This is a genomic window from Actinoplanes sp. NPDC049599 (assembly GCF_044465625.1).
In the GTDB taxonomy this organism is placed as follows: Bacteria; Actinomycetota; Actinomycetes; order Mycobacteriales; family Micromonosporaceae; genus Actinoplanes.
On the sequence record NZ_JBITLX010000016.1, the window covers coordinates 1 to 14,685 of the forward strand.

Sequence of the window (14,685 nt, forward strand, 5' to 3'; positions counted from 1 at the left end):
GGACGTGGTGGGCCGGGAGGTGGACGTGGCCTGGTGGTGCGGGGACCCCTAGGTGGGCCGGTCCGTCGCCTGGGGGGGGGGGGGGGGGCCGCCGGGGGGGGGGGGGGGCGGGGGGGGGGGGGGGGGGCCCCGCGCGGCCGGCGCGGTGGGTCAGGCCCGGTCGCGCTGCGGCGCGGACAGCGGCAGGGGCACCACGAGATCGATGCGGCCGGCGATCAGGGCCAGATGGATCCGGTACGGCCAGGGGTCGGCCGTGACGTCCCGGGCGAGGTCGTGCTCCCAGCCGGCGGGCACGGCGACGGCCACCGGCGTGCCCGTCCGCGCGCGGATCAGCTCGGCGTCGTGCAGGGTGCGCTCCCACCAACCGGCTCTGCCGAGGTCGGCGAGCACCAGGAACATGCGCACGCCGTGCCGGAGCAGCACCCGGGCCCGGTTCAGGAGCACCTCGAGGTCCGATCCGCAGTACAGCGTGGCGAACCGGTGCGCCTCGGTCTCCTCCCCCAGCAGGATCAGCCCGCCCGGGCCGGGACGCATCGTGCCGGTGCGCGGGACCGGGCCGCGGGCCGCCGGCACGGCCAGCCGCCCGGCGCTGTGGATGCCGGCGATGCGCAGCTGCGTGGTGACGGCGTTGCCGGAGCCCACCGGTTCCTGCTCGCCCGCCGCCCGCCGGAACGCGGTCTCCGCCTCCTCGAGACGCTGCGGGCAGCGCCGCCGCAGCCCGAGGTAGGTCATCGCCGGCGTGCGGGTCAGGAAGTTCAGCCCGAACTGCTCCAGCGGCAGGTGGAGCCGGGTGCCGTAGGTCTCCCACCAGCGCATGCTGGGCGCCGCCCAGCGCTGGGTACGCCCGACCGCGGGCCGGCGCCGGCGCTCGTACTCCGCGAACGCGTCGGCCGGGCGGTCGTGGGTGCTCAGCGCCACGCCGAGCGCGAGCGCGTCCTCGAGGGCGAGTTTGGTGCCCGAGCCGACGGTGAAGTGGGCGGTGTGCGCGGCGTCGCCGAGCAGCACGGTGGCGCCGTGCGACCAGCGCAGGTTCTCCACCACCGTGAAACGCCGCCAGCGGCTGCCGGCACTGATCAGCGAGCAGCCCTTGAGCGGGACGGCGAAGACGCCGGCCAGGTAGGCCAGTGCCTTGCCGTCGATGGTGCCGTTGGGTTGCACGGCTCGGTCGAGTCCGGAACGGCGCCAGGTGTCGTCGTCCATCTCGACCACCACGGTGCTCATGCCGCCGCCGTAGGCGTACATGTGCACCGCCATCGGCCCGGCGCTGGTGGGCTCGAAGGCCATCACCGCCGTGTCACCGATGTCGGCGGTGGTGCCGAGCCAGATGAACCGGGCCGACCCGGTGCGGGTGCGGGTGCCGAACTCGTGCCGCAAGGCGTCGCGGTGCGCCGAGGCGGCGCCGTCGGCGACGGCCACCACGTCCCCGTCGGCCTCCGCGGGCCGCAGCTCGTGGCCGTAGTGCAGGCGGGCGCCGACCGCACCGGCCTGGTGCCGCAGCACCGAAAGCAGCGACCGCCGGGAGATCGCGCTGACCTCGAAGCCGGGATAGGTCACCGCCCGCGAGCCGAGCCGCACGGTGATCCCGCGCTGCGCCACGCTCGCCGCGGCGATGAGCTGGTGGGTCTCGGGGTCGTGCTCCGCCACGGCGCGCAGGGTGCGCGCGGACAGCGAGACGCCGAAGCCGGCGGCGCCGGCGGCGCCCAGCCGGTCGTAGACATCAACGACGGTGCCCGGAGACCGGAGCCGCACCGTACGGGCGAGGAACAGTCCCGCCGGGCCGGCACCCACGATGGTGACCCGGCCGCCACCGCCTGTTGAGTCGCGCACGAGGAACCGCCTTCCGAGACGACGTCGTTGGTGATCCTCCCGGGCTGCCGGACACCCGCGCACCTTCCGCGGTGCGCAGCGGACCGGTGTCCCGGTGGCGCATCCCGGAAGGTGCCAGGGCCGCGGCGGCGACGCCACGATCGGTGCCATCCCGTCGCCGCGCCCTGGCGCGGACGACCCGTCTGCATGCCTTGAGCGGAGCACGATGGCCACCGAACGCGACATCACCCTCTCCCGAGCCGACTACCTGCGGATCCTGGTACACGGGACCACCGCGTTCGAGCTGCTGCGGGCCGGGCTCGAACTGGAGCTGTTCGAGCGGCTGGAGACCGACGGCGGGCTCGACGTGCCGGGCGTGGCCGCGGCGCTCGGCGTGCCCGAGCAGCCCGCCCGGGTGCTGCTGCTCGGGCTGGCCGGTCTGCGCCTGATCGAGCTGCGGGAGGGCCGCTACGTCAACACGGACCTGGTCCGCGCCAAGCTGTTGCGAGCCGCACCGCGCTATCTCGGGGCGCTGATCGACGTGCAGGACCGGGTCATCAACGCGGCGATGGGCGAGCTGAGCGAGGCCGTCCGCAAGGGCACCAACGTCGGGCTGCGCCATATCGACGGGCCCGGCTCGACCCTCTACGAGAGACTCGGCGCGCATCCGGAGCTGCAGCACGTCTTCTACGCCAACATGGGCGACGCGTCGCGCAAGTCCATCGGCCAGCTCCTCGACGCCTACGACCTCAGCGACGCACGCCGGGTGCTGGACCTCGGCGGCGGAGACGGCTCCAACAGCATCGCGCTGGCCACCCGCTACCCCGGGCTCGAGGCGACCGTCTTCGACCAGGGCAGCGTCGTCGAGCTGGCCGCGCAGCGCCTGAGCGACCCCGACCTGCGGCGGCGGATCCGTTTCCACGCCGGGGATCTGTTCACCGGCGAGCTGCCCGGCGGGCACGACACCATCCTCGTCTTCCACATCTTCGAGATCTGGTCGCTGGAGCGCAACGTGGAGCTGCTGCGCCGCTGCCACGCCGCGCTCGCCGAGGGCGGCCGGTGCCTGGTCTACAACTTCGTCTCCGACGACGCGGGCACCGGCCCGCTGAGCGCCGGGTTCCTGTCGGCGTACTTCCTCACGCTGGCCTCCGGCGAGGGCATGGCCTACTCCGCAGCCGACATGGAGCGCGCCGTGCTCGCCGCCGGGTTCAGCAGGGCCGAACGGCACGACGGCCTCGGCTTCAGTCACGCCCTGGTCGTCGGCCACCGCTGAGGTGGCCGCCGCCCCTACCAGACCTGGCGCGCCCAAGGAGAACCTGATGCCCACACCCGAGCCCATCGCCATCATCGGCATGTCCTGCCGGTTCGCCGGCGGCGTCACGTCGCCCGAGGACTTCTGGGAGTTGCTGCGCTCCGGCAATGACACGATCGGCCGGGTGCCGGCCGAACGCTGGCAGTTCTACGCCCGGCAGAGCCCCGCGCACGCCGCCGCGGTGCGCGACGCGCCCGCCGCCGGGTCCTTCCTCGACGACATCAAGGGTTTCGACGCGGAGTTCTTCGACATCACCCCGCGCGAGGCGGCGCTGATGGACCCCCAGCAGCGCATCGTGCTGGAGCTGGCCTGGGAGGCCCTCGAGCACGCCGGGGTGCCCCCGGGTGAGCTGGCCGGCACCGACGCCGCGGTGTTCATGGGCGTGGGCGCCGACGACTACGGCCGCCGGCTGCTGGAGGACCTGCCCACCATCGAGGCGTGGACCGGCATCGGCGGCGCGTACTGCGCGGTGGCCAACCGGGTCTCGTACGCTCTCGACCTGCGCGGGCCCAGTGTCGCCGTGGACACGGCCTGCTCGTCGTCGCTGGTCGCCATCCACCTGGCGGCGCAGGCGCTGCGCGCCGGGGAGTGCGAGGTCGCGCTGGCCGGCGGCGTGCTGGTGATGGCCGCGCCCGGTCTGTCGCTGGTGCTCGACGCGGCGGGCGCCACCTCACCGGACGGGCGCAGCAAGTCCTTCGACGCCGCGGCCGACGGCTACGGTCGCGGCGAGGGCGGCGGCGTGGTGGTGCTCAAGCTGCTGCGCGACGCCGAGCGCGACGGTGACCGGGTGCTCGCGGTGGTGCGTGGCAGCGCCGTACGCCAGGACGGGCGGACCAACGGCATCATGGCGCCGGACGCCGACGCCCAGATGTACCTGCTGCGCCGCGCGTACGCCGCGGCCGGGATCGACCCGGCGACGGTCGACTACGTGGAGGCGCACGGCACCGGCACCCGGGTCGGCGATCCGCTGGAGGCGGCCGCCATGGCGTCGGTGTTCGGCGTCGGGCGCCGCACGCCCTGCCTGATCGGCTCGGTCAAGCCCAACATCGGCCACCTCGAGGCGGGTTCCGGCGTGGCCGGGGTGATCAAGGCGGTGCTGGCGCTGGGGCACGGCACCGTCCCGGCGAGTCTCAACGTGACCCGGCCGAACCCGGCGATCGACTGGGACGCCACCGGCCTGCGGGTGGCCACCGAGCTCACCGCGTGGCCCGACGGGCCGGGCCCGCGCCGCGCCGGGGTCTCCGGGTTCGGCTACGGCGGCACCATCGCGCACGTCATCCTGGAGCAGGCGCCGGCGGCGGCGACGGCGGTCGAGACCGATGACGAGGCGAGCGTCTACCCGCTGTCGGCGGCGACCCCGCAGGCCCTGGCCGAACAGGCCGGGCGGCTCGCGGACCGGCTCACCGCCGGCGCCGGCTCGTCGCTGGCAGCCGTCGGCCACACCCTCGCGTTGCGGCGCTCGCACCTGCCCGAGCGCGCCGCGGTCGTGGCCGGCGACCGCGACGAGCTGGTCGCCGGGCTGCGCGAGGTGGCCGCGCAGGCGCGGAACGCCGTGACCGGTCAGGTCCTCCCGCACGCCGGTCGCGGCGTGGTGTGGGTCTTCTCCGGGCACGGCTCACAGTGGACCGGCATGGCCCGGGAACTCGACGCCGGGCATCCCGTCTTCGCCGCGGTCATCAACCGGCTGGAGCCGGTCTTCGCCGCGGAACTGGGCGTCTCGCTGCGCGCCGTGCTGGCCGACGACCGCAGCCAGCCCGTGGACGTGGTGCAGCCGATGATCTTCGCGGTGCAGGTCGCGCTGGGCGCGGCCTGGCGGGCGGCGGGCGTACGCCCGGACGCGGTCATCGGCCACTCGGTGGGTGAGATCGCCGCCGCCGTGACCGCCGGCATGCTCACCCTGGAAGAGGGCGCCCGGCTGGTCTGCCGCCGGTCGATGCTGCTGCGCCCGGCCATCGGCGCGGGCGCGATGGCGATGGTCAACATCGCGCCGGACGAGGCGCAGCGCAGGCTCGGCACCCGCGACGACGTGGTGGTGGCCATCGCCGCGTCACCCGGCTGGACGGTGGTCTCCGGCACCCCGGAGGCCGTGGCGGTGCTCGGCGAACAGTGGCGCGCCGACGGGTTCGCCGTGCGGATGGTCAACTCCGATGTGGCGTTCCACAGCCCGCAGATGGATCCGCTGCTCGACAAGCTCGCCGCGGCCGCGCACGACCTGTCGCCGCGCCCGCCGCGGATCCGGGTGTACAGCACCGCCATGGCGGATCCGCGCTCCACGACGGTCCGCGACGGCGCCTACTGGGCCCGCAACCTCCGCGACCAGGTGCGTCTCGCCGGGGCGGTCACCGCGGCCGCCGAGGACGGCTACCGGCTGTTCCTGGAGATCTCTCCGCACCCGGTGGTGGCTCACTCCGTCGATGACACCCTGGCCTCGCTCGGGATCTCCGACGCGTACGTGGGCATCTCGCTGCGCCGGGGCCGGCCCGAGCTGCGCAGCCTGCTGAGCTCCGCCGCCGGGTTGTACTGCCACGGCGCGGACCTCGACTGGGCCGCGCTGTGGCCGCGCCGCGAGCTGGCCGACCTGCCGGGCACCGCCTGGCAGCACAAGCCGTACTGGGTCGACGAACCGGCGGCACGCCCGGCCGTGACGACCCACGACCCGCTCTCGCACACGCTGCTGGGCCATCAGGTGAGCGTGCGCGGCACCAGCATGGTCGAATCCTGGTCCACAGTGGTCGATCTGGGGTCGAGGCCCTATCCCGGGCGCCATCCGGTCCGCGGGGTCGAGATCGTGCCCGCTGCCGTGCTGCTGGAGACCTTCTTCGCGGCGGCGTCGGCGCGGCGCGCCTGGCCGGACCTGACCGACGTGGCACTGCGGGTGCCGGTGAGCCTGACCCAGCGCCGTGACCTGCAGGTGTCGTTGCAGGACGGCTCGCTGCGACTCAGTTCGCGGATCGCCGACGGCCGGGACGACGACCGCGGCTGGCTGACCCACACGACCGCCACGGTCGCGGCCCACGCCGGGCTGCCGGACGCCGCCGGCGCCGCCGAGGCCGGCGAGGAGCTGGCGCCGGGCTACGTGGTGGACCGGCTGGCCACGCTCGGCGTCGCCGCCATGGGCTTCGCGTGGAACGTGCGTTCGCTGCGCCGGGGCCCGGACGTGCTGACCGCCGAGGTGGACCTGGACGGCGGCTCGTACGGCCCGCACCGGTGGGCGCCGATCCTCGATGCCGCGCTGTCGATCGCGTCGGTCGTCTTCCCCGGCGCGCCGGTGCTGCGCATGCCCGCGCACCTGGGACGGATCACCCTGGCGGCGACGGCGCCGCGCTCGGCCCGGATCACGGTGCGCCGCTCCGGCGCGGAGGTCGTCGACGTCGAGATCACCGACGCCGGCGGCGCGCCGGTGGCCCGCCTCGAGCAGCTGCGCTACGGCCGGATGGAGGCCGGCGACGAGGACGCCCCGCTGGTGTACACCCTCGGATGGCGCCCCGCCGCCGCGACCGCGCCGCAGGACCAGGACAGGGCGGATCTGGTCGTGCTCGGGCCGCCCTCGCCGTTACGCGCCCGGGTGGCCGCCGCGCTCGGCTGTCCCGTGGTCGACAGCCCGGAGCAGCTGAGCACGGCGGCCGGGGTCGTGGTGGTGCCGCCACCGGTCGCGGAGGACGCGGCCTGGCTGCTGGCCCGCGCCGCCGGGCACCCGGCGGTCACCCGGCTGTGGGCGATCACCGAGGGCGTCCTCGAGGGCCACGCCGCCGCGGCGGTGGAGCACGGCACGTTGTGGGGGCTGGGCCGGATCATCGGCGGCGAGCGGCCACAGCTGTGGGGCGGCGTCGTCGACATCGGAGCGGATCCGGCCGACGCCGGTGCCGTGGCCGAGGTGCTGCGCACGATTCGCGGCGAGGACGTGGTTGCCGTACGCGGTGGTGTGGCGAGCGTGCCACGCCTGCGTCCGCGCGTCGGCACGATGGTCAGCACCGATCAGGGTTGTGATCCCGGCGCCACCTATCTGGTCACCGGCGGCCTGGGTGTTCTTGGGCTGGAGGTGGCCAGGTGGCTGGCCGGGCGAGGCGCCCGTCGCCTCGTTCTCGCCGGTCGCGAGGGGTTGCCGCCGCGCGAGCGCTGGGACGGGGAGTCCGACCCGGGCGTGCGGGCCCGCATCGACGGGGTGGTCGCGCTGGAACGACTCGGCGTCACGGTCCGGCCGCTCGCCCTGGACATCGCCGACGCCGCCGCGGCCCGCCGGCTGCTCGACCCGTCCGCGCTCGGGATGCCCGCGATCCGTGGCGTCGTGCACGCCGCCGGGGTGCTCGACAACCGCCTGCTGCGGGACCTTGACGAGGGGTCGCTGCGCACGGTCATGCGTCCCAAGGTGAGCGGCGCGCGGGTGCTGCACGCGCTGTTCCCGCCGGGCAGCGTGGACTTCTTCGTGCTGTTCTCCTCCGCCGGGCAGTTGCTGGGCCTGCCGGGCCAGGCGTCGTATGCCGCCGCCAACGCGTACCTGGACACCCTCGCCGCGCACCGGCGCGCAGCCGGTGACGCGGGCAGCCTGGCGATCGGCTGGACGTCGTGGCACGGGCTGGGCATGTCGACCTCGTCCGAGGCGATCGACCTCGAACTGGCCGCGCACGGCACGGCGGACATCACCGCCGCTGAGGCGTTCGACGCCTGGGAGCTGCTGGCCGGCGGCGACGACGCGTACGCGGCCGTGCTGCGGGTGCGTCCGCCGAACGCGGGTGAGCCGCCCCGGACGCCGTTGCTGCGCGACCTCGCCGCCGTGACGGTGGTGCGGACGGCACCGGCGGAGGCCGACGCGCCGTGGGTCGAGCTCGGGGGCGCAGAGCGGCATGCCGCGCTCGTCGACGCGGTGACCCGCCGGGTGGCCGAGGAGTCGGGGCTGAGCGCCGCCGACATCGACAGTCACCGGCCCCTGACCGAGATGGGTCTCGACTCGCTCATGACCACCCGGGTCCGCCACCGGTTGCAGCAGGACTTCTCCGTGGTGTTGCCCGCCACGTTGCTGTGGGACCAGCCCACCGTCGACGGCATCGCCGCCTACGCCGGCGGTCTGCTGCCGGCGGCGCCGGGTGCCGCGGAAGGAGATTCGTGATGACCTCCGATGTCGTGCCGTGGCCCGCGGACCTGGCCCACGCGTACCGGACGGCCGGATGCTGGCGCGGCGAGCCCCTCGGCGCCCAGCTGTGGCAGTGGGCCGACGATCATCCGGACCGGGTGGCAGTGACCGACGAGACCCGCCGGTTGACCTACCGGGAGCTGGCCGTGCTCGCCGACCGGCTGGCCGAGGGCCTGGACGGGCTGGGGCTGCGCCGCGGTGACAGCGTGCTGGTCCAGCTGCCCAACGGCTGGGAGTTCGTCGTGGTGTTGCTGGCCTGTCTGCGCGCCGGCGTGGCCCCGGTGATGATGCTGCCACCGCACCGGGAGAACGAGCTAGGCGCAATCGGGTCCCATGTGGACGCCCGCGCGGTCATCGTGCCCGGCACCTGGCGTGGTTACGACCACGAGGGTCTGGCCCATCGGGTGCTGCCACGGCTGGCGGGCGGGGCACGTGTGCTGGTCTGTGGTGAGCCCCGCCGGCAGGCCAGTGTCCGCCTCGGCGATCTGCTCGAGCCGGGACCGGCCGACGATGTGCCACGGCGGCGCGAACGGCTGGATGCGTGTGCGCCTACCGGTGCCGACGTCGCGGTGTTCCTGCTGTCCGGCGGCACCACCGCGGTGCCCAAGGTCATCGCGCGGACCCACGACGACTACGAGTACAACATCCGCTGCGTGGTGGCGGCCTGCGGGTTCGACGCGCGGACGGTCTATCTGGCGGCGCTGCCGGCCGGGCACAATTTCCCGCTGGCCAATCCCGGCATTCTCGGCACGCTTGTCGCCGGTGGCCGGGTGGTGCTGGTCGGCTCGCCGCGCCCGGAGGCGGTGTTCGCCGCCGTCGAGGCCGAGCGGGTCACGGTGACGGCGGCGGTGCCGGCGGTGGTGCTGCGCTGGATGGACGCCGCCGCCACGACCCGCCACGACCTCAGCAGCCTGCGGCACGTGCAGGTGGGCGGATCGATGCTGTCGCCGGATGTCGCGGCGCGGATCCGCCCGGCGCTGGGCTGCGGGCTGCAGCAGGTGTACGGGATGGCCGAGGGCCTGATCTGCTACACCCGCCCGGACGCCGCGGACGAGGTGGCGACCACGACGCAGGGAGCGCCGATCAGCCCGTACGACGAGCTGCTCGTCGTGGACCGGGACGGCACGCCGGTGCCGCCCGGCGGGATCGGTGAGCTGCTGACCCGGGGGCCGTACACCCCACGCGGCTACTACCGGGCCGCGCAGCAGAACGCGGTCTCGTTCACCCCCGACGGCTGGTACCGCACCGGCGACCTGGTGCGGATCACCGCGGCCGGCCACGTCGTGGTGTGCGGTCGGGTGAAGGATCTGATCAACCGCGGTGGCGAGAAGATCTCCGCCGGTGAGATCGAGCAGCTGCTGCAGGAGCTGCCCGAGGTGGCCGAGGCCGCCGCCGTCGCGATGCCGGATCCGGCGGTGGGCGAACGGGTCTGTGCCGTCGTGCGGCTGCATCCGGAGCGCTCCCTGACGCTGCCGGACGTGCGGGCGTTCTTCGCCGCCCGCGGAGTGGCGGCGTTCAAGGCTCCGGAGCATCTGGTCGTGGTCGATCAGCTGCCGCACACCCCGGTGGGCAAGCCGGACAAGACCAGGCTCCGTGCCCTGGTGAACGCCTCTTTTAGTGACGCTTGAGGGGTTTCGCGGGAGATTTGTTGGCCGATCACCGATGAGTTCCCGGTCCGCGCATCGTCATAACAGATAGAACCGGTTGGGCCGACCGGTTGTTCTGCGCTCCGGAGTGCGCGTCACACACAGCACGAGAACACCTCTCATCCAGCGAATGGAGCTCACGTGTCCGTGAACAAGATCAAGCGCCGTCTCCTCAGCGGTGCCGCCGCGACCGCGATGGTGGCCGCCACCGTCACCTTCGCCGCCCCGATGGCCGGGGCCGCCGAACCCGCGGCCCTGGCCGCCGCCATCTCGGTCAGCCCGTCAACCGGTCTCACCGACGGGCAGGTCATCGCGGTGACCGCGACCGGCCTGCAGGTCGGGACGACGTACACCGTCGGCCAGTGTGGCGTGGTCGGCGACGTCTTCTCCTGCAACGAAGCGGGTCTGGTCACCGTCAGCCCCGAGGACGACGGCAGTGCCGCGACGTCGATGACCGTGGCCCGCACGTTCCCGGGCACCGTCGGCCCCGACGGTGAGCCGGGCCCGGCGGTCGACTGCACCGTCGTCGAATGCGGTATCGGCATGTTCAACGAGGTCGGCGACGCCGCTGGAACGTCGATCAGCTTCTCCTGACACACCCGCACCGAAGCGCCGGGCCGGCCTCTGCCGGTCCGGCGCTTCGCCGTGTGGGGTGCGCCCGCCGGAAGATGCCGCACGCGCCGGCTACTGCCTACCGTGACGGGACATCTGCTTCCTGGAGGCGCGCATGCCCACCCCGAGAACCGGCCGGCTGAGCCTGCCGGACGCGAGCATCTACTACGAGGTGCGCGGCGACGGCCCACCTCTGCTGCTCATCCCCACCGGGAACGGCGACGCCGCCCCGTTCGCCCCGATGGCCGACGACCTGGCCCGGCAGTACACCGTCATCACCTATGACCGCCGGGGCTTCTCCCGCAGCGCGGTCTTCACCGACGTGGACGACGCCCGCCGCGTCGACGACGACGTGTCCGATGCCACGCATCTGATCGATCAGCTCGCCGGCGGGCACGCGGACGTCTTCGGCAGCTGCTCGGGCGGCATCGTCGCGCTCGCCCTGCTGCAGAGCCACCCCGGGCGGGTACGACGGCTGGTCTCCCACGAGCCGCCGCTGGCCTCGGTGCTGCCGGACGCCGACCACTGGCTGGCCTACTACGACGACCTCTACGCCACCTACCGCAGCGAAGGGCTGGCCGCCGCGAAGGAGGCCTTCAGAGCGCACGTGGGTCTCGGTGCCGAGACCCGCCCACCGGCCGGTTCGGAGCTGCCGCCGGTGCTGCTCGAGCAGTTGCTGGAGCGGCTGCGGCGCAACCTGCTCTTCTGGTTCGAGCACGAGGTTCGCACGTTCCCCGGGCACCGCCTCGACCTGGGCGCGCTGGCGGCGTCGGCGGACCGGCTCGTGCTGGCCGCCAGCACCACCGGCCGGGACCAGTTCGCCTACCGGCCCAATCAGGCCCTGGCCGCCGCGCTGGGGATGCCGCTGCGGCACTTCCCCGGCGGCCACGTCGCCCACGTCACCCACCCGTTCGCCTTCGCCGCGGCCCTGCGCGACGCGCTGGCTGCCTGACCTCCGGGTCCGATACCGGCGCGGTGGCGGGCCTCCCTGCGCGAACGTGCCCGCGCCGGCAACGGCGCGGGCACGTTCCGCACGGCTCAGCGCCGGGTGAAGCCGGCGATGAGGATGCCGCCGACCACGATGTGCATGACCGACAGCCACAGCATGGTGCCGGTCGTGGTGGCCGTGGCGGGGCCGGCGAACGACACCAGCAGCACCACCACCGCGATGATCGTCCAGATCAGGCGGCCCTTGGTGGTGAAGCGTTCGAGCAGGGCCAGCAGACCCCAGCCGACCAGGCCGACGAGCAGCGGGGAGATGATCACCCCGCCGAACGGCACCTCGGCGGGCGGTTTGTCGGCGGCGGTCTCGGTCAGCAGTTCGGCCCCGGCGATCGGGACGGCGATGATCCAGAGCACCACGGCAGCGACGACGGCCGCGGCCACGGTCAGCGCGCGCGTTTTTGTGGTCTTGGCCCCGGTTCCCGAGGCACTTCCTGTGGACACAGTGGAATCCATTCCACATCCTTTGGCTTCGAGATGCCCCCCGGCGCGCTCAGGATATCGCACCAAGCGCAGCTCACCCACCGGCGCACCGCAATTCCCACCGCACATCCGGAGACGACACCGGCGCCGGTGGCCGCCACCCTGAAAGGGCCCTGGCACGCCTGCGGAGCGGAGACCGAGCCATGCGAGACCACGTGACCTTCGTCGATGACCGTACCGAGGAATCCGGACGCGCCGCGGGGGCGCCGCCGGCGACGGACACCGGCACCGAACGGCCCCGGGCACGCTGGCGGCGCCGCAGCATCTGACCCCGCCGCCCCGCTTGCAGAGGAGACAACGATGACTGTTCCGGCCACCGATGCACCCGCCTATCCCATCGGGCGTGAGTGCCCGTACCGGCCGTCGCCGCGCAACGACGCCCTGCGCGCGCGGGGGCCGCTCGCCAAGGTCACCCTGTACGACGGCAGCCAGGCCTGGCTCGTCACCGGTTACGCGCAGGCCCGGCAACTGCTCGCCGACCCGCGGGTGTCCATCGACCCGCACCGCGACGGTTTCCCGTTCGTCAGCCCCGACATGGCCGGGCTGGAGGACACCGGCTACACCGACGCGCTGATCGGCGTGGACCCGCCCGTGCACACCCGGCAGCGCGCCATGCTGATCTCCAGCTTCTCCGCGCGCCGGATGAAGACCCTGCGCCCGGTGCTGCAGACCATCGTGGACGAACGGATCGACGCCATGATCGCCGCCGGCCCGGGCGCCGATCTGGTCTCGGCGTTCTCCGTCCCGGTGCCGTCGATGGCGATCTGCGTGCTGATGGGCGTGCCGTACGAGGACCGGGAGGCGTTCGAGAAGCCCGCCCGGGCGCTGTTCGACCCGGACGCGGCGCACGCCGAGCAGGCGATGGCGGACATGACCGCGTACTTCGACGACGTGGTCGGTGCCAAGTTGCAGCGTCCCGGCGACGGGCTGCTCGACGATCTGATCGCCGAGCAGGTCCGCCATGGTCACCTCACCCGGGCCGAGTTGGTCCAGTACGCGATGCTCATGCTGATCGCCGGGCAGGACACCACCGCCAACGTGATCTCGCTGGGCATCATGGCGCTGCTCGAGCACCCGGAGCAGTTCGCCGCGCTGCGCGACGATCCCGGTCTCGCCGCCGGCGCGGTCGAGGAGATCATGCGGTATGTGTCGCTGATCGAGGCCATCTCCCGGGTCGCGGTCGAGGACATCGACATCGCCGGCGTGCGTATCCGCGCCGGGGAGGGCGTGCTCATCGGTGCGGCCGCCGCCAACTTCAGCACGGACCTGGTGGCGAGCCCCGAGGAGCTCGATGTGCGCCGGGAGCCCCGCCACCACCTGGGTTTCGGCCATGGTGTGCACCAGTGCATCGGGCAGAACCTGGCCCGGCTGGAGCTGGAGCTGGTCTTCCGCGAGATTCCGCGCCGTCTGCCGGGGTTGCGTCTGGCTATCCCCGCCGCGCAGGTGCGTACCAGCGTCACCGGTCCGCTGGAACGGGTGGAGAGCCTGCCGGTCACCTGGTGACCGGACAACGACGACGGGGTACCGCCACCGTGGTGGCGGTACCCCGTCGTCGTGGTGCGTCAGCGGTGGGCCGAGGTGCGTTCTGCCGCGGCGTAGTAGTCGGCCAGCTCGGCGAACGCGAGCTTCGGCTGCCAGGTGTACGCCGAGGCGGGATCGCGGTGGTCGGCACGGACCGTGCGGGTCAGCGCCATGCTGGCGGTGTCGAGGTCCCGGGCGGGGTCGGTCGAGTACGGGTGGGTGGGGTGGATGAACTCGCTGACCGCCACCCCGTGCACGCCGGCCCGCTCGAAGACGTCGAGCATCCGCAGGTGGAAGTCGGCCTGCGCCTGCTCGTCGCGGACGACGCCGGGCACGACCGTGGGTTCCGGGCCGGTGCGGTCGACGACGTCGAAGGACATGAACGCCCGCTGTGCGGCGCCCTCCCAGGTTGCCGTGCCGAACTCGGCGATCATGACAGGCTTGCCCCAGCGCTGGTAACGCTGGATCTCCCGCACGTGCTCCTCCTCGCTCACCGGGTACGCCAGCGTGTAGAAGTGCATCAGCCCGATCACGTCGACCAGGCGCCAGTCGACGTCCTCGAACGGCGCGGCGGCGTAGGCGATGGTGCCCTCGAAGGTCTGCCGAGCGGTCTTCACGGCCCGGTCCAGGTAGGTGTTGAGCCGCTGCGCCGCGGTCTCCAGATCCACGGTGGCGGTCGGCGTGAGCACCCGGTGGTCGGCGTCGGCGAAGATGTTGGCCATCCGCTCGTGGTACTTCTCGCCGGCCACGATGCCGGGCACGAACACCGACGCCACGCAGCCCACCACCAGGCTGATCTCGCCGCCCCTCGCGCGCAGGGACTCGGCGATCGCGGCGGCACGGGTGAGGTGGTCGATCACCTCGTCCTGAGGCCGGTCGACCAGCCGCGGCTGCAGCCAGACGTGCAGACCGCACTCCACCGCGGTCCGCGCGGTCTGCTCCAGGCGCTGCAGATCGCTGCCGTACACGGTGACCGAATTGCAGTGCAGCTGCTCGCGGATGGCCTTGATCTCGCCGGCCATCCGGGCCTCGCTCCAGACCACCCGGGACAGCTCGCCCTGCCCGGTGGCGAAGTTGGTGCCCGTGTCGTAGGTGACGCCGCGGTAGCGCGGCGGCCAGATGGTCCCGGTGGTCGCGCGGTCGGGTTCGCCGGTCATCGTCTCCCCTTCGTCGAT

At 73.5% G+C, this 14,685-nt stretch carries 10 protein-coding genes; 7 read left to right on the plus strand and 3 right to left on the minus strand.

Annotation, left to right across the window (positions count from 1 at the left end; all coding sequences use genetic code 11):
- Nucleotides 1-150: 150 nt before the first annotated feature.
- Entirely contained in the window at nt 151-1,827 is a 1,677-nt protein-coding gene (locus ACIBQZ_RS25650) for an FAD-dependent monooxygenase (protein WP_396091319.1), read from the minus strand.
- Nucleotides 1,828-2,032: 205 nt separating this feature from the next.
- On the opposite strand from ACIBQZ_RS25650, the gene ACIBQZ_RS25655 reads away from it, so the two are divergent.
- The 5 genes from ACIBQZ_RS25655 (at nt 2,033) to ACIBQZ_RS25675 (ending at nt 11,456) form a co-directional block, all read left to right on the plus strand.
- Nucleotides 2,033-3,079: a methyltransferase gene (locus tag ACIBQZ_RS25655; RefSeq protein WP_396091320.1), complete on the plus strand. Its 1,047-nt coding sequence runs from the start codon at nt 2,033-2,035 to the stop codon at nt 3,077-3,079.
- A gap of 46 nt (nt 3,080-3,125) precedes the next feature.
- Nucleotides 3,126-8,222, plus strand: coding sequence for a beta-ketoacyl synthase N-terminal-like domain-containing protein (locus tag ACIBQZ_RS25660; protein ID WP_396091321.1), 5,097 nt, complete (start codon nt 3,126-3,128; stop codon nt 8,220-8,222).
- The gene (locus tag ACIBQZ_RS25665; protein WP_396091322.1) at nt 8,222-9,874 is read left to right on the plus strand and encodes a (2,3-dihydroxybenzoyl)adenylate synthase; all 1,653 of its coding nucleotides are present in this window, start codon (nt 8,222-8,224) and stop codon (nt 9,872-9,874) included. The genes ACIBQZ_RS25660 and ACIBQZ_RS25665 overlap by 1 nt, the downstream gene beginning before the upstream one ends.
- 159 nt (nt 9,875-10,033) lie before the next feature.
- Nucleotides 10,034-10,486, plus strand: coding sequence for an enediyne antibiotic chromoprotein (locus ACIBQZ_RS25670; protein ID WP_396091323.1), 453 nt, complete (start codon nt 10,034-10,036; stop codon nt 10,484-10,486).
- Nucleotides 10,487-10,619: 133 nt separating this feature from the next.
- Nucleotides 10,620-11,456 (plus strand): alpha/beta fold hydrolase, encoded by an 837-nt coding sequence (locus ACIBQZ_RS25675; protein ID WP_396091324.1) that lies wholly within the window; start codon nt 10,620-10,622, stop codon nt 11,454-11,456.
- An 86-nt stretch (nt 11,457-11,542) separates the two neighbouring features.
- Here ACIBQZ_RS25675 and ACIBQZ_RS25680 read toward each other — a convergent pair whose 3' ends face one another.
- Nucleotides 11,543-11,962 (minus strand): DUF6069 family protein, encoded by a 420-nt coding sequence (locus ACIBQZ_RS25680; RefSeq protein ID WP_396091325.1) that lies wholly within the window; start codon nt 11,960-11,962, stop codon nt 11,543-11,545.
- Between the two features lie 170 nt (nt 11,963-12,132).
- Here ACIBQZ_RS25680 and ACIBQZ_RS25685 point away from each other — a divergent pair, with 170 nt between their 5' ends.
- Together ACIBQZ_RS25685 and ACIBQZ_RS25690 are read left to right on the plus strand one after the other, a co-directional pair.
- Nucleotides 12,133-12,258 carry a hypothetical protein gene (locus ACIBQZ_RS25685; RefSeq protein ID WP_396091326.1) on the plus strand — a complete coding sequence of 42 codons (126 nt, stop codon included), beginning with the start codon at nt 12,133-12,135 and terminating at the stop codon, nt 12,256-12,258.
- Between the two features lie 31 nt (nt 12,259-12,289).
- The gene (locus tag ACIBQZ_RS25690; protein WP_396091327.1) at nt 12,290-13,492 is read left to right on the plus strand and encodes a cytochrome P450; all 1,203 of its coding nucleotides are present in this window, start codon (nt 12,290-12,292) and stop codon (nt 13,490-13,492) included.
- 59 nt (nt 13,493-13,551) lie between these two features.
- Here ACIBQZ_RS25690 and ACIBQZ_RS25695 read toward each other — a convergent pair whose 3' ends face one another.
- Entirely contained in the window at nt 13,552-14,667 is a 1,116-nt protein-coding gene (locus tag ACIBQZ_RS25695; RefSeq protein WP_396091328.1) for an abortive infection protein, read from the minus strand.
- Nucleotides 14,668-14,685 lie beyond the last annotated feature (18 nt).